Genomic DNA, 16078 nt, shown 5'->3' on the forward strand with positions numbered 1-16078 from the left:
GCTGGGGCTGGGCGCTGCGCGCCCGCCGCTGCAGGCGAAACGGCAAGCCGTTCCGAAGAACTCGCGGACTCGGTCGAAGCGCTGCGCGCCTTCGCGGTTGCATCTGTTATTCGATCGCGCTCAATTTGCAATTTGCAATCGAGAATTTTTCGAGGGCGGTCGAACCGAAACCGGCTCGCCGATGCATGGTGTATTCAGCGAAACCGGTTTCGGATCAATCGCATTCAAGTCATTCGTTACGGGATCGCTCGGATTCTGCATCGAGCGCAGCGGGCCGAATCTGCTCCCACAGCGCCGGGTTGATTCCCGCGTTGTATGCGCGTTCGAGCAGCTGCCCCAAGGAATGATCGGGGGCGAGCCCACGGGCAACGTTCATTGCCTCCCGCGCCGGCACCGCCTCCCGTCCGATCCAGTAACTCAGCGAAGCGAGGACGAAGGCGGGGCCTGCCTCGCTGGCGGGCAACACCGCGCCAACCTGCCGCCACAGTTCGCCGAGGACTGCGGCGTTGGCTTCGGTGAAGTGAACGAACAGCACATCGCGCACGCGCACGTCAGAGGCGGCGGCTGCGAGCATCGCAGCGTGGTAATCCGATATCTCGATTCCGCGGTTGCCTGAATCGAGATACCCGGCGAGTACCTCGCGGTGGATGGTCTCTGCGGCCGAGATCGGCCCTACTGCCGGGAACGCCCCGCGTGCAGCCCGCATCATGTCCACCACACTCGCGGCGCGTTCGGCACCGAACTGTTCGGCAACGAAGCCCGCGCGGATTTGGGCGCGAGAGGCCAGACGTACCTGCCCCTCGAGCAACGCTCCGACCACGTAGGGGTGAGCCGTCAGGTCGACCGCCTCGCCGACCTCGTGCGGTCCCGCCAGTACCCCGTTCATCAAGTAGCGGCGCGCACGTCCCTCGTGGAACTGGAACACAGCAACGTCATCGCCCGAGAACTCGTGGAGAACGGCCATCGATGCCGCATCGGCGTGTGTGTCACTGCCGAACACGACCACCACGCGCGGTCCGGATAGATCACGCACGGGGTGACCGCTGGGCACCAGCAACGGGGCACCACCGATCGGCGCTTCCTCCCCCAGCGGGCAGGCCATGACGGCCCCGCCTGTCGAGTTTGGGGTGAACACCACCATTTCGTTCTCGGGAACGTAGCGGACCAGCATCACGGCCACGGCAACAGCATCAGCGGGTGAGGAGATACGAAAAACAGAGGACATCGGACAAACCCCTTTCAGGGCACAGGGGCAGATGGTCAGTCCGCCCGATCAACAGAACACCCACAATCTAGCCGAGACCACCGACAAGAACGGCTCACGCGCAACACATTTGGTCCCCGGCGCACTCGGTGCCGGGGACCGCACCGAGTGCGCCGGGGCTCGGTGGGGAAAGACAACAGGCCCGCCCATGTGTTTCGCTGGGCGAGCCTGTTGTCGAACGTCTAGGGAGAAGCGAAAGGATCAGAGCGACAAAGGCTCTCGCTCTAACTCCTCGGGAGCGGAGTCGGCTTCCGAGGCCCATCTAGGGCTCACGTCCATACCCGACCACACTTTCGGATCGGTGTCGAGCCGATCAGGAGACGTTCGGATCAGCACACACGCCAGCAGCCGACATTGCAAGACGCGCCACACCGTCGATGATCAACGTATGGCATCCGTTCGACGCTGCGGAGGTGACCGGCCCTGGTACCGCGTACACCGCCCGCCCGAGCCTGTGCACTTCCCTGGCCACAGACAGTGCACGTCCGCGTGACCCGGCCTCGGGCACCACTACCGCATCGGAGAGAGCCGCCAGCAGCGCGCCACTCCCGTTGAATCGTTCTCGTCGAGGCTCTGCACCGAACGAGTACTCGCTCACCACCACACCCTGTTCCGCGACGCGCTCGAGCAACCGAGCGTGACCGGACGGATACGCCCGATCCAAGCCGCACGGCATTACCGCTACCGGTCCTGCACCGACCCCCAACGCTGCCCGCAACACCGCTCCCTCGATCCCGAACCCGCTGCCCGACAGGACCGCCACCCCACGCATCGCCAGATCCCCGGCAAATTCCGACGCGACATGCTCGCCGTAAGCGGTCGCAGCCCGGGTGCCGGTGAGCGCCACCGCCGACACATCAGCACCGGGCAGCGCGCCCTGTCCACGAACCCACAGAGCGACCGGAGTCGATCCCTCCAGCCATCCGGCCATCCGCAGCCGCTGCGGCCACTCAGCGTCCGCAGGAGTGACCAATCGTGCTCCCAGCGTTGCCGCCGTCTCGAGGTCTGCCTCGGCACCTGAGTAGTCCCACGAGCGAGCCGTCGCACGCAACAAGTCCTCCGACACCTCCCGATGCCGCACAGCCTCGGCTGCAGCCTCCACGCCCGATAAGGACACCGCCAGATGCACCAACGAGCCCTGCCCCCGCGCCACGTGAGCGAGATACGCCCACGCAACACGCTCACGCCACACCATCTCGCTACCCGACACCGCGTTCTCGCTCGACACACCGCTCACGACGAAACCCTCCCAGGGCTAACACAAGGGCAGATGGTCAGTCCGCCCGATCAACAGAACAACTCGAACCTACCCCGACACACCGACAAAAACAGCACCTGACAAGCGAAAATGTCCCCGGCGCACCCGGTGCCGGGGACAGCGGGTGCGCCGGGCGGTAAGTTCACGAAGCGGCCAAAAGAGCAGACCGAAGTGTCCTGTTCGAGTGATACAAATACCGGAGCAGATCTCACGGGCCGCCGACGAAAAACGCACCAACCGCGACGTTCGAGAGGGAAGCTGCACACATGACCGAGCCCGAGCCATGGCGTCGAAGCAAGACGCCGGCCCCGCTCCCCTCGAATTCCGCCGACGCCCGAGCGATCAGCGAACTGACGGACCCGGAACTGGCTGCGATCATTCGTGACAACCTCCTGCCGCGCTCGAACACCGCCGGCGATACAGCCAATTGGCGTGCATTCTGGAACACCCTCACTTTCGATCCGCAGCTCAACGATCGCGCAAACGCGATCATCGATGTCTACGTCGAGCAAGCAGCAGCAGCGCTCGATACCGGCGAACTCGACGACGCCCAATACAAACGTGCCGGCAAGTTCCACGACCTGTGTATCCACGCCCTCGACAGGCTCGACAAGGTGGTCGACGACCCCCTGGCCTGGGCTGGTGCGCGAGCTGCCGGATTCAATCCACGCTCTCGTGAGGTCATCAACACCCTCGTGCAGGCCATCGCCGATCACCGAGACGACGGCGACGACGCCAAGCTCTGGGCGATTCTCGCCGAAGTTCGTTTGGATCCAGGCCATCGACGCCGGTAAGCGCTCCGCTCAACATGGCCGCCCGCGGAGCCTCTGACCGATGAGCTTCTGGGATTCACTTGCGGCCGGCCTCTCGGAGGAGCCGCCGCGACGGGTGATCGTGTCGACCAGAACGCTCAGGTCGGCGATCGAGGACACCTTGATCTATGGGTTCTCGCGAGCCGCCCTCGAAGTGGTCCTACCCGACGAACTCGACCTGACGTGGGCAGGTACAGGTACCCCGGTTGAGGCCGACACCAAGCGGTCGCTGATCGATGGTTACCTCGTAGGATTCGAGATCCCCCAGCTCGTCGCACTGGCGCGTCGCGTGCTTGCAGAATGCGACGTCGCGGACCACGGGCTCGCGGTGCTGATCGCAGAGTACGAAAAGGGCTCCAGCGGTGTCGATTCTCCCGCAAAGAACCTCATTTTCGCGGCCAATGGTCCCAAACCGGAGATGGTGCTCCGCGACGCGGTCAGCAACGACATCCTGATCACCAAGAATGCTGAGTTCTGCCTGGTCTACGACAGACCGATAACCGAGGCCGGCCTGTCCTTTCAGGAGCTGATTCAGTGGTGGCGTGAGCACCAAGCAATGGCAGACACGGACGATCGCGATGTCGGGCGGTCACTGTACAAACGGCTGCGAGAGAGCCTCGGTAAGAACGAACCCGAGCGGATGGTCTTGGACGTCTACTCACGTCGATACGGAGAGCACGGCTTCGGTATTCCCGCTCTGATCCCGCAGGTCTACCTCCACTACGACCCGTACACCAAGTATCAACGCAAGGGCAGCAGTCCCCTCGAACGCCAACGCATGGACTTCTTGCTGCTCTTCAGTGCAAGAAAACGCGTCGTCATCGAGGTCGACGGTCGTCAGCACTACGCCAACGAAGACGGCCGCGCCAGCACGCAGCTGTACGCCGAGATGGTCACCGAAGACCGACGTCTCCGGCTAGCGGGATACGAGGTCTATCGGTTCGGGGGCAAAGAGTTCGAGAGCCCCGACGCGCCGTCGATGCTCGCAGCATTCTTCGACGAACTGAGCTCGCGAATGAAGTAGACCGACGGGGAACTCATGCCGGGGCGAGGTATCGATCCTCCTCAGAGCCGATCTGGAGTTCGTCCTCGGCGGCTGCGATGACTGCGTCGACGACCTCAATGGGTAGCCCGGTCTTGGTGGCCACTGCAGCGTGCTCGTGGCCTTCGCTGGCCAGTTTCAGGACGTGGACACACAGAACGGCTGTTTCGGCCTCTGTGGAGCTGTTCGGGGCCGAGTGACGCTGGTCGGTGCTGTCGTCTACAGCTGATGCTTCGAGTCGGACCAGCTGGATCATCAGGTGCGTGGTGACCAGCAGCACCAGCGGCGGCGCAGCAGCGGCCAGCGCGGCCACGGTGAAGGTCGAGCTGTAGTCCACCATCGAGACGTGCACGATGTTGCCGGCCGTCGATGCGATCGACCCGAGAATCAGCAAGGCCCACGCGAACCAGCGGTGTGAGGCGTCGACGACGAGCATGAGTGTTGCGAGGATTACCATTCCGTCGAGCACCAGTGGCAGAACCCATCCCAGTGTTGCCGGGTATCCGCTGGCAGTAGCGAGCTGCCACAACGATATTCCGCTCTTTGTGAAGGCGCTGATACCGATCACCGCATTGCCGATCACCGCGCAACGTTTGATGGTTGTCAGATTCCTCATCAATGTCCTTCGCTGGTGGTGATCGAAAAGTGGCCGGCCGCTGCCGTCGGGCGTGCTAGATCGGCGTGCTTGAGGGTGGGTGTGTTCGACAGTCGGTAAATCGACCACAGGGCGGTGAATGCGATACACCCGCCGATCACTATCTGAGCCGCGGTGTAGTCACCATTGTTCGCAATGACGAATGCATTCCAAGCTGTATGGGCCAGAACGAGTCCCGTGAGACTGCGGAGTCGATAGTAGACGTAGACGGCCACAGCGCCCCATACGAACGCCGACAACGCTTGCCCTGTTCCCTGGTACAGATGGATGGAGGCTCGAAACAGAGCTGAGCTCGCGATGACGATGCCGAGCATCCACGGCTGGACGCGCCAGACCAGTCCGACGACCCCGAAGAGCAACAAGACCGGAAGCGCACTGAAGAACGGTTCCTCGGCCAAGCCGGCGACGAGAAGGTGCGCACTGTTCCACCATTGTGCCGGGTTGCCGTAGTCACTGGTGCGCGAAAGGTTTTCGGCATCCTCGGGGGACAGCAACGAGGCCATGCACAGGCCGATGGGGAACAATCCTGCACTCATCAGCGTCCGCGCTCGCCACGTCCCAGGGAAGCTGTTCGGTTCGGTCTCGTTCGGTTCGATGAACCGGCGCACCGCCGCGACGAGAGCGAGACCGGCAACTGCGGCGAAGAAGAGAATTAGGAAGCCAATTTGAGCGCCGGGCATCGTCGGCGGGGTCGACTCGGTGACTACCTCGGATCCGGTACCGAGATGCCTCTGAACCGAGACTAATGCCTCGAAAGGCCAACACACGACTAGGTAGGCGGCAGCAAGCCCGAGCGGAACAGCAGCGATATACAGGCTTGAGTTCCAGTTGTTGTTGCGATTCATCGCGATTCACTCTTTCTTTGACATTCTCTCGTCGCGGCGACACAGGACAGTCATGGGTGCGGATACGAGTACTGAGCGTGGGTACGGCGGTCGAGGCTGATCAGTTGTCGAGTAGGCCCGCACCGCGGGCAATAGCGGGTAGGTCGATCGGTGGTGCCCATGCGGCCCACACGCGGGTTCGGCCGAGCTCGACGACACGGTCGTCCGGATAGAGCCGCCATGGGCCGACGCGGTCGAGCAGTTCACCGACGAGGGCGTCGGCGTGGAAACGGGTGGGAACGGTGACGAAGTCATCGAGCGGGCCCCGCTTATGTAGTGCCGCGACGGGGCGTGGTGCGCCTCTGGCGATCGCTACCTGCCGCAGGTCCGGAGAGCCGTGGGGACGGAGGATCGCCACGACATGGGGGTCCAGCCATCGTCGCTCTCGCCATTCCTTGCGGACACCGCGGCCACGGGGAAGATCGAGCCCGGTCAAGACAGTTCGTGCATTGTCGAGGGTCTGCTGTTCGACACGTCGGATTTCAGGAAGGGGAAATTGAAGTTGCTGCAACCGGCGGACGGGAATGGCCGCTCGAGCGCGAGGTGAGCCCTGCAGCCAACGCTGAACGGTACGGCGAGTCACCCCGAATGCCGCTGCGACATAGTCGATATCGACACCACCGTTGACCAAGGGGCCGTAGCACGCGGTGAATGCGACCTCGAGCTGTCGTTTGGTCCACCGCGGCCGCTTCGGGTTCATGTCGCTCTAATGGAGTGGTCCGAGAAAGACGCCGTATCCCATTTTGGCCTGCACAGCCATGCTGACGAGGATCAGACCCGCCAACGCAGAAACGACGCGGGTCTTCCACTGCTGAGACTTGGTCTCGAACATGTCTTTCTGATCCCTCCTGCAGAGCGCTGCCGTGCGCGATTCCACCGATACCGTAGCGGTTGCACCGGACACTCCGAACACCTGAACTCGCAGACTCTTATGGTCAGACCGGGTCGATGGAGATGTTGTCGATGCTCTCGAAGGTCCATCCGTCGACGTACCGATCGCTGGCGTAGCCGCTGAGCCACTTCGAGAGCGCTTTGTCGCCGCCGCGTTCGTACGCCGACCACATCGACTCGACATCGGATGGCGACATACCACTCTGATCCGGGGGGATCTGGATGGAACGATTGCGAATGTAGAACCCTCCCCCACCGGCGACGCCTTGTCGGCCCTTGATCTGTACGCGCGCACCGTATTTGGCGATCGACTTGCCCTGTTTGCTCTCTCGGACAGCTTTGATGGCGGCGCGCCGGCCCTGTTGCGTCGTCGCTGCCTGCCGCGACTTGGTGGTGAGCTTGCTCAGAGTCTCGGCCTTCGGCTTCGAGATTCGCTGGCGTCCCTCGGCGGCAACCCAGCGTTCCACCGTACGACGTGAGACTCCGAGATCGCGCGCAGCTGCGGCAGTGTTCACCCCGCCCCGAGTGCCCGGGCCGTACGCGGCGAGGAGCATCCCACGCATGTCAGGGGTGGTGCCGGCCTTGCCGGAGACATCGGCACCACGCCTGCCCGTCAAGCCCTGGAACAGTGAGCTGCGTCGGCGTTCGTCTGCTTCCAGGTTCTCTTTGAAGCCAGCATGCTTGCGCCCGGCCATTGGCTATTCCCCCTTGCCTGTCGTGGCATCCCAGTTCATCGTCAGCGCTTCCTTGCCCTTGTAGCGGCCACCGACGAGGAACTCGAGATGATCGCCGAGTCGAGCGGAGCCCTCCCACTTGTATTGGCCGAACCCTCGACCGAGCTGCTTGTCCTCCCCAGGCCAGGACGCGATCGGATCCGGATCGTTGCTGGTGTAGAGAACCGTGTCGTTCGTGATGGCCACCGGCCACCGGTCGGAGACGGTGCCGATCTTGACGATGCGACGAGTGATGTTCGCCCGCGCTTTGGCGATGATGTGATGGCGTCGCTCAGGCGAGAAACCTGCTCGTCCGGTCATATGAACCGAGGACCCCATCTGGCCGATCGTGCGCGTGTAGACGCCCTTGAGCAGATCTCTGGCCAACTGAGCGTCGACGTCGTCGACGTCCAAAGCTGTTCGTGCGTCCCGGATTCGCTCGTACCACGGATCGAGTACTCGGCCATGTTCGTTCCACACGTAGGCCTCGACAGGTTCGAGCTCGTAGCCGAGTTCTCCGGCGACCTGCAGACTCGGTGTGGTCACCCACAGCAGGCCCGGCCGGCCGCCGAGAGGCATCAATGGATGTGGGATGCGCCAGTCCCCTGCCTCGGGAACCTCTACCCGCCAATAGCCCGGCAGCTTCTTGTCGAACGCTCGCCCGTCTGGATGATGAGTGGCCGATCCGATCGGCATCTCCAAACCGGCGATTCCCGCAGCATGCGAGCCTCCTCGGTCGTACGCGTGGACGTAGATCATCGATGTCTCGTCGCTGGTCGGTTTGCGGGACCATGCGTAATCGTCCTCGAGGGAGCTGATGGTGGCCGGGCCGACGGGAGTCTGTGCCCCGAACATCCGCTCGCGGTCCTTGAATCGAGTCGAGATCATCAGGTCGAAACCTGTGGACTGCGGGGTGATCACCCACGGCATCTTCAACGCGCTGGCGAACAGCGACAATCGACGCGCGAGTTTGCTCGGGGACGGTCGGTCTCCGAGAATAGGGATATCGCGTGGATCGGCGTTCATGCCGGCAGCCAGGACGACCCACACACCGCGGTGCTCGCCCTGGGTGCGCCACACACGGGTCCACGCACCGAGCCGGTCACCGGGCTTGCCCAGGGTCCAACCGTCGGCGATTGCATCTGTGACGAACGCTGTGCCGGCAGTGGCCTCGCCGACGTCTTTGCGTCGCTGCGACGGATCGTCGCTCAGCGTGCTCAGATCCACCCCGAACTTCTCGGTCATCGCCGCGGTCACCCAGATCTGTCCCGGTTCGCTCTGCCACGACGAAGTCTGAGTGCCCAGACGCAGCTCCTGCACCAGCGCGGCGACATGACCGACGTGAGAGATGTTCTGTGGCAAATTGATTCGACTTCCGTCGGGCATCCAAATGCCATCGACGTCCAGGACGGCGGCAGGGGCAGCGAACGGGTTGGCCGCGGTCTTCGCGGGAGCTGAACGCCGAGGCTGCGTGGTCTCGAGCGGCGCACTGGGTTGCGCAACCGTAGGAGCACTCGACTCGGCGGCCTCGGAAGCAGCTCGACGAGCAGGTTCGTTCGACGGCCGCGGGCCAGTGGAGGCGGGTGCAGGCGGCTTCGCTGCGGCTGCGGTATCGGCAACCAGTGCAGCGCGGGAGGCAGCTGTGCTTCCGAACCAGCACTGCGCGTGCAGAACGTGGCCATCGAAGCGAAGGCCCGAGCCCACTCCGCACTTCACGCACGGGACGCTCGGCGAAATATGTTCTGCCACAGCGATATGGCCCTCGGCATCGGGGTAGCTTCCCACTGGAATGTCCTCCTGTTCGGAGTTGTCAGACGTAGCTTCCGCGTCGTTGGCACGAGAGCTGCCCGTCGTCGATGAGGTGTCGCTGTTCGATACCGAGAACAACGTCGCGAGGTCGGCCACTGCGGAGGTCGAACCCGGAACGTCGCTCGGTGTCGTACCGTCCGGTGCATCGTCGGGTCCGCCATCAGCGTCGAAGATGCCGATCTGACCGTCGTCGGGGCCGTCGCCGAGGATCGCCCACAGACGGAGAGCGGTCATCCGCTGCCGCCGTTCCTCACAATGGATGGTGCGTTGGACGGTGTAACGGGGTGTCTTGCCTGCGCGTTCCTCGGCGATCAGAACTCCCTCGTCGTAGAGGGCCCGCAGCGCCGTGCCTCGATCGATCTGTGGAGCATCGGACATCGTCGATGCCGCGGCTTTCAGAACCTGTTCGAGGGCAGTCGATTCGATCAACAGCTGCGCTTCACCGTCGCGTGGTCCGGGGTCGGTGAGCACGTACCCCAACCGGATCCCGCGTGCGTCTTCGCGGTACTTCTTGACGTCCTGATAGTCCGAGACCAACGTCCGTCGCCACCCCAACCGGCCGGCGAGCGGGCGGTCGGGTGCTTCACCGGTACGAACGTCGTCGACGTAGGCCAACCCGGTACGCAGTGCGTGCGCAAGGAGCTCGCGCACCCGCGCCCCGGTACGTGAAGGCAGATCGGGATCGGCCGCAGCGACGACCGCGTCGTGCAATCCGCCGTCGACGACGTCGAGAACTTGCTCGACCTCATCGGCATCGAGCGCGCCGACATCGAGCAGAAAAGCGGTGAACGCCTGCCACCCTGCCCACACTGCACCGACCGCTTCGGCCTGGCGCACGGTCTCACCCTGCTCACGTAAGCCCTCGGCGTAGTGCGCGCCCTCGTTGAAGACCTTTTCCCGCAGTTCCTCGAGGCGGGGGCACAACCACTGCAGGAACGAGGCCATCAGCAGGGCGCGTCCATGTCGAGACTGCTCACTGTCGAGTCGAATCAGCTCGTCGAGTTCGATCTCGTCGGACTGCAACGGCACCACCAACATGCGCTGAGCGCCGGACCCTGGTCGAGGCATGACCTCGGAGGTCACCATCGCGGACGATCGGGGGGCGGTGCCGTCGAGGATGCTCAACCCGTCGCGACTGGAACGGCTCCGTTGTTCGCCGTTGTGGACCATGCGCGCGAACTCTTCGAGCGCTTTCTGTGCAGCCCCCCAGTCTCGTGTGGGAGCGACATCATCGGCCCAGTACAGCGCATCTTTCGACGAATTCAGTTTGATGCGAAGCGCATTGAGAGTGTCACCGTTACCTGACATCGACGATGCCGGCCGCCGACGATCCCACAGCTCACCGAAGTGATGCATCGCGATCGACGCGATCGAGGTCTTGTACGAACCGGGCGAACCAATGAGCGAAAGAACCCAGGGGTTGGGTCCCAAGGCCGCGCGAAAGACGTGCCCGAGCAACGGAGCAGCGATTCGCACCGGCAGACGCGTCAGCATCGATCCCGAATCGACCATGAAGGCATCACGCAATCGAGGTGCATCGGCGATCGGGCACGGCAGGTCGTAACGCGAGAGCGGTCCACTGAGCAGAACCGGCGCAACACGGGCACCGGCAGCACTGATAGCGCCACCCGCGTGCACGTAGAACCACTCGTCGTTTCGGTCCTTACGCCAACCGGTGGAACGGAATCGAACCGTCCGGGCAATCGTCACTCCACCCGCCACTTTCAGGGCGTCGCGAAGTTTGGCGATTCCAGAGGGTTTGGAGTCGTACGTCGGCGGCCCGGGAAGAGAATCCGCCCAGGTGCAGTCCCGATAGTCCTGTGCGTCCACCCGCATACGCATGAACTCGCCCGTATCGGGATGGGTGTACCCGATGACGACAGCGGAAAGCTGTTCGGGCGACGGCGGATTGGCTTCCCGCTGCCCGACGATATCTTCGCGTCCGAGCAGGGTCGGTGCGTCGACGTCGAGGCCGTCGTCCTGCGATTCGAGGTATTCCATCTCCACGATCCGAGCATCGATGCTGAGCACCATTTTGGCGGTCTGCTCGCCATCTCGGTTGGTGACGATTTCGACGAGGCTTCCCTCTACGACCCGATACGTCGGTGCAGATATCTGAGCGCCGCGGGTGGCCGCCCCGACCAGGTGCAGTCGGGGTCCGTCAGGGAGCGGATGTGTCGATTCACCGGCGTCGATGTGGCTGGATCCGGTCGCCGGCGGCACCGCGTCGTGCTCGTCCTCGTCGTGCAGCAGCGGTGGAATCGGAGTGCGCGAAATATCGTGTGCGGCACGGGCAGCCGTGCGGGCAGTACGCCACACAGCGGTAGCGGCATCGACCGCTTCTTGCGACCACTTCGTGCCCTCAGCGGCAGCGAAACTACGCACCGCATCGACGGCTTCGCTCAACGGCTCGAACAGGCGCTCCGCCTCGACGGCCCAGCGCCCAGCGAGGCGGATCTCGTCTGCGCACTCATCCTGGTGACCTGATACTCGCCCGCGCTCGGCACGCGCAGCCGCTTCCTGAGCCGCCTTTTCGACCTCGGCGGCCTTGCCGCGCAGCTTGGCCAGCGCAGCATGTGCCGCAACCTCACCGACATGGACGGGAATCAACCCGTTCCACATATCGTCCGGATCCCACAGCTGGGCCTCGACGTGATCTGTGAAGTCTGATTTGTCATCTGTTGTGCCGGGTAGCAGCAGTTGTACCTCGGCATCAACTGCGCCGAGCAGCGACGCCAGTTCGATGCCGCGCTCGTATCCTGCGGCGTCACGATCGAGCACAACGCGCACTGCGGCACCGGCGAACACCTCGGCGAGCTGTGGCGGAAAGTTCAGGCCACCCTGGGCATTCGTGGTCGCGCACAGACCGAGACGCATCGCGGTCTCGACATCCTTTTCGCCCTCGAGCAGCCACACCGGCTGGCCGGCCGACAGCGCCGCTTGCAGCTGCGGCATCGCGAACAGGACCGGAGTGAACACCGCAGGCTTACGTTTGACGTACGTGCGATTCGGACCGACGAACAACTGCCGGAATCGTTTGTGTTTGACGCCGCACGAGGTGCACTCCTCGCGGATGACCTCCTGCACCAATACGCTGTCGGCATCGGTGTAGGGATAGCGCGCAACTTCCGACCAAGAGTGCTCGACCTCGGGCTCCGGCATCGGACCGGCAATCCGAGCAGGCAGACGCCCCAGACGCCCACGTCGTTTGCCCGCTGCCCGTTGCTGCGGGGATCTACCGACACGCGGTGCGCTCGGATCCCGACTCGGCAAGGGTTCGTCGAACAGATCGGACACACCGATATCGAGACGCTCGGCGATTTCTGCGGCCGTCGCTGAGCAGCCATGGCACCGCAGCAGCACCATTCCAGAACCGTGGTGGCCCGGAGTCCAGGTGACAGACAGCGAAGCGTGACGGTCGTCGTGAACGGGGCATCTCGCCTGAAACTGGGTACTCGATGTGGCTTTGAAGCCGCCGAGCTGCTCGAGGCGTGGACGGATGTTGTCCATCGACCACATGTGGCCGCGGTTGGGAGTCGGTGACGTCACGACTCACCGCCGACACGTAGATGTACGACGCGCGCTGGGTTCGGAGCGCAAATCACGGCGAGGCAGGGGTACTGAGCTATGATGTCAATACACCTCCTGTCGTGTTCGTGGTTGTTCCCGGTGGGTGGTTGGAGCGGAGCGATTCGCTCACTTGTGAATCCGGAAGACCCCCCTTCTCGCCGCCAAGCACGAGGGGGGTTTTTCACTGTCTAGGGGTAGGTCATCACGCGCCCAGCTTGTACTGTGCGGGATCGATTCGATCTTGGATGTAATGCGGCATGGGTAGATCATGGTGCAGCGCCATGACATAGACGTAGTAGTCGCTGAGGTCGAGGCCAAGGGCGTCGGCCTCGTTTTTGTAATGCGCATACTGCGTGTCGGGCGTGCGCACCATTGCGGGTATGCGAGGGCCCTTCGACTCTCTCCCAGGTTTGCTTCCAGCCATGCGATCACATTAAACGGATTCGGTAACAGAAACAGGGAGGCCGCGACATCCGGTGTGTCGCCTGCCTGTCGTGCCACGTTCACATGTTCCTCCGCACCTCGTCCGTACCCGCCCTCGCACCACACATGACAGGTAGATCCGTCTCGATCTACCTCTGTGACAGAAGTGGCGAAATCTCTCGACATTGTCTCTGCGGCACCGGACACGACGAACACCCCAGCTCGTCGAACCGACCCGCTGCGCAAGCCCCTTCATCGATATACGCGTGACCTTGGCTCTTTTATGTGGGGAGCATGGGGAGCATGGAGATAAGGGCAGCTCAAAGGCAAAAAAACGCTCCCCACCGGAGTGGGGAGCATGGTGGGGAGCACGGTGGGGAGCCAGGAGCAAGACGCTCTGGCCCGGCGGATCAAGAGATCAGATAGTCCTCAACGACCGCAGCAATCAGCGCGCTTCGTGAGGGGATGAGCGGACTTGCTTCTACCTGCTCGTCTATCCATCGGGTCTGGGCTACCCACAGATGTGGACGCACCTCCACTCCCCCGCTCGCGACCTTCGGGCGGGCCAGACGCGGCATGCCACCGCGTGGCGATTCGACGGCGCGAGGGGCGAAGAGGCGAACCAAGGTTTCCGGGGTGTGCGCGGCGAAGGCATCCTCGACGATCTCGCCGTAGGACTTCTTCTCCCGCTGAGATCGCGTCTTCCAGGCCTCTTTGACCGTCGCGGGAACGTAGACCGCGATCGGGCGCACATCTTCATCACCGACAATCGCAGCCAACGGCTCCGCTGTAGCGGTGTCGGCCCCGGTTTCGGGTGTGGTGGCTACGTCCTCGGTTGCGGCAGTGCTGCCCCCGGAGGGCGAGGCAGATGTAGCAACCTCGGTCGGAGGCTCTGGTGCAGGTGCTACAGGAGCATCCGGTGCAGATGTCACGTCCGGAGCCTGTACGTGCGGCTCGTCGACGGCTCTTTCGGCAGCCACGTCGGTCGAGCGTGGTTCCACTGCGGCAGGCCTGGCGAGGGAACCCGTTCCATTGCGAGGGAAAATGTTGGCGAGGCCAGATCCACGGGGAGCGGGCTTGTCGAATTGGTCCGCCAGGCTGGGTCGCTTCTTGCGATCAGTGGTGCTCATGCGGGTGCTACCTCTTCTGCGTGATCGGCTTCGGCAGCAAGCTCGGCCAAGCGTTGCAAGACCTCAGCTGCTAGGGCCTCGTAGTCATCCGCCAACCCGGTTGCATCCCGAGAGAGCAGAAGGCTGGGTGGTTTCACCTTGTCCCTCAGCGCTTTCAACCGAGCCTTCTTTGCGCTAGCAGTAGCGCCTTCGAGTTCGTGAGCTAGGAGCCCATGCCGCCGCGCGTCGGCAGCGGCGCTCTCCATGTAGCGGATTGTCGTGCCGAAGATGGGGGCAATGGTGTCAGGAATGGCTTGCGTAATACTTTCCCTCACCTGGTCCTGGAGCCGTTGTGACCTACTGCCGACCGCAAACAGAAGCATGCCAGCCAATCTCAGTTGCGGATTGTGCTCCCGGGCACGCGCGAAGCGCTCGGCGACGCGGTCGAGGCCGTCGAGGCTGCCATCGTCGGCGCGAGTAGGGATGAGAACGGACGACGTGCAGTACAGCACCGCATCACCGATGATCACGTCGCCTGGCGGGGTATCGAAGAGAACAATGTCGTAGTCGGGAACGATCGGGGCAAGGACTTTGTGGAGGATCTGCCCCAGCGATTCGCCCCCGCGGCTGAGCCTGGAGAGCATCATGCCAGCAACGTCGACGAGCGCAGGACCAGCGGGAATGACGTCTAGACCGGGTCGGACGTCTTTGATGATCGGGGGTTGTCCGCCTGACATCAACGACATCAGAAGTTCTTCACCGGACTGCTTTTCGTAACCGAAATCGCGGGCCAGGTTGCCCTGAGGGTCGAACTCCCCGACGAGAACACGGTAGCCGGCAGCGGCGAACAGGCCTGCGAGGTTGGCAACAACCGTCGTCTTGCCCACTCCCCCTTTACCTTGGGTGACTGCGAGGGAATTTGATATTGCCATCGATAGAACCTTCCTTCCAGAGTCCTGGATCCGCGTGCATCTATTCGAGCGCTGCCGTGGAGAAGCGTGACCGGGAGGCGTTCACGGTGCCGAATCGGTACGTGCGAGCGGCTCGACTTGTCCCGCACGCTCTTGTGCGGGCGGATGCGCAGGTTGTCGTGCGTGGTTGTGTGCGCGAGAGTACGCCCAGTCACGCACGTCAGTCAACACGGTCTAAGTCGTGTAACACCATGCGTATCAATGCTCGCACTCTTACGCGGCAAAACACGCGCAATAAAACATGTAGTGCTGCGCCCTAGTAACAGCGTACCAATACGCACGTTAAGTCGCATATCAACACCCTTGTTAACACGTGAAGAAACACGGGCATTGATGTGCTGACCAAAACGGTAATTAACCCGCGTGTTGACGTGCGGAGTTATACCCGGTATTGCATGCGTAGTATTACGCGTATTAACCAACGGTGTAACAAGCGTATTTGTACGCCCTCAAACACGCGGTTTAGTACGCGATGAAACCAACGCTTTACTGTGCGAGGAGTACTACGAAGTGCTACGCCCATTGTGTTGGGATGATTGCCCGGTAGACGGTAACGGAGGTAGGGGAGCAGAGCACTGGGATGATGAACGGGATCGAGAGTGGGTAGTTATGTCGGATCAACAAAGCGTCGATATGTGCGAATCAGCGTGCGATTCGAGCTGCGATCATGGCCGCGA

13 protein-coding genes are annotated in these 16078 nt (G+C 62.9%); 2 read left to right on the forward strand and 11 right to left on the reverse strand.

Annotation, left to right across the window (positions count from 1 at the left end; genetic code table 11):
• Positions 1-229: 229 nt before the first annotated feature.
• Both CH289_RS26205 and CH289_RS26210 read right to left on the reverse strand, forming a co-directional pair.
• Positions 230-1225, reverse strand: a complete 996-nt coding sequence (locus CH289_RS26205; protein WP_015586055.1) for a DUF4192 family protein — start codon at positions 1223-1225, stop codon at positions 230-232.
• Positions 1226-1577: 352 nt separating this feature from the next.
• Positions 1578-2501, reverse strand: coding sequence for a DNA processing protein DprA (locus tag CH289_RS26210; RefSeq protein WP_052047799.1), 924 nt, complete (start codon positions 2499-2501; stop codon positions 1578-1580).
• A gap of 287 nt (positions 2502-2788) precedes the next feature.
• Between CH289_RS26210 and CH289_RS26215 the strand changes: the two genes are divergently transcribed.
• Entirely contained in the window at positions 2789-3316 is a 528-nt protein-coding gene (locus tag CH289_RS26215) for a hypothetical protein (RefSeq protein ID WP_015586057.1), read from the forward strand.
• Positions 3317-3356: 40 nt separating this feature from the next.
• Positions 3357-4358 (forward strand): hypothetical protein, encoded by a 1002-nt coding sequence (locus CH289_RS26220; protein WP_072692241.1) that lies wholly within the window; start codon positions 3357-3359, stop codon positions 4356-4358.
• Positions 4359-4371: 13 nt separating this feature from the next.
• Here CH289_RS26220 and CH289_RS26225 read toward each other — a convergent pair whose 3' ends face one another.
• The 9 genes from CH289_RS26225 to CH289_RS26260 all read right to left on the reverse strand — a co-directional run bounded on the left by CH289_RS26225 (position 4372) and on the right by CH289_RS26260 (position 15362).
• The gene (locus CH289_RS26225; protein ID WP_015586059.1) at positions 4372-4992 is read right to left on the reverse strand and encodes a DUF2637 domain-containing protein; all 621 of its coding nucleotides are present in this window, start codon (positions 4990-4992) and stop codon (positions 4372-4374) included.
• A complete protein-coding gene (locus tag CH289_RS26230) occupies positions 4992-5711 on the reverse strand; it encodes a CPBP family intramembrane glutamic endopeptidase (protein ID WP_032394817.1) in 720 nt (239 codons plus the stop codon). The genes CH289_RS26225 and CH289_RS26230 overlap by 1 nt, the downstream gene beginning before the upstream one ends.
• A gap of 265 nt (positions 5712-5976) precedes the next feature.
• Positions 5977-6615 carry a hypothetical protein gene (locus CH289_RS26235; RefSeq protein ID WP_015586061.1) on the reverse strand — a complete coding sequence of 213 codons (639 nt, stop codon included), beginning with the start codon at positions 6613-6615 and terminating at the stop codon, positions 5977-5979.
• Positions 6616-6621: 6 nt separating this feature from the next.
• Positions 6622-6747 carry a hypothetical protein gene (locus CH289_RS28840; RefSeq protein ID WP_254924250.1) on the reverse strand — a complete coding sequence of 42 codons (126 nt, stop codon included), beginning with the start codon at positions 6745-6747 and terminating at the stop codon, positions 6622-6624.
• A gap of 103 nt (positions 6748-6850) precedes the next feature.
• The gene (locus tag CH289_RS26245) at positions 6851-7501 is read right to left on the reverse strand and encodes a helix-turn-helix domain-containing protein (protein ID WP_015586063.1); all 651 of its coding nucleotides are present in this window, start codon (positions 7499-7501) and stop codon (positions 6851-6853) included.
• Between the two features lie 3 nt (positions 7502-7504).
• A complete protein-coding gene (locus tag CH289_RS26250) occupies positions 7505-12877 on the reverse strand; it encodes a telomere-binding protein (RefSeq protein WP_032364989.1) in 5373 nt (1790 codons plus the stop codon).
• Positions 12878-13100: 223 nt separating this feature from the next.
• Positions 13101-13271 carry a hypothetical protein gene (locus tag CH289_RS28415; RefSeq protein ID WP_015586065.1) on the reverse strand — a complete coding sequence of 57 codons (171 nt, stop codon included), beginning with the start codon at positions 13269-13271 and terminating at the stop codon, positions 13101-13103.
• A gap of 460 nt (positions 13272-13731) precedes the next feature.
• Positions 13732-14451 carry a hypothetical protein gene (locus CH289_RS26255; RefSeq protein WP_032364990.1) on the reverse strand — a complete coding sequence of 240 codons (720 nt, stop codon included), beginning with the start codon at positions 14449-14451 and terminating at the stop codon, positions 13732-13734.
• Positions 14448-15362 carry a ParA family protein gene (locus CH289_RS26260; RefSeq protein ID WP_015586067.1) on the reverse strand — a complete coding sequence of 305 codons (915 nt, stop codon included), beginning with the start codon at positions 15360-15362 and terminating at the stop codon, positions 14448-14450. Before CH289_RS26260 ends, CH289_RS26255 begins: the two co-directional genes overlap by 4 nt.
• Positions 15363-16078: the final 716 nt, after the last annotated feature.

Source organism: Rhodococcus sp. RS1C4, assembly GCF_002258225.1.
Taxonomy (GTDB): Bacteria; Actinomycetota; Actinomycetes; order Mycobacteriales; family Mycobacteriaceae; genus Rhodococcoides; species Rhodococcoides fascians_E.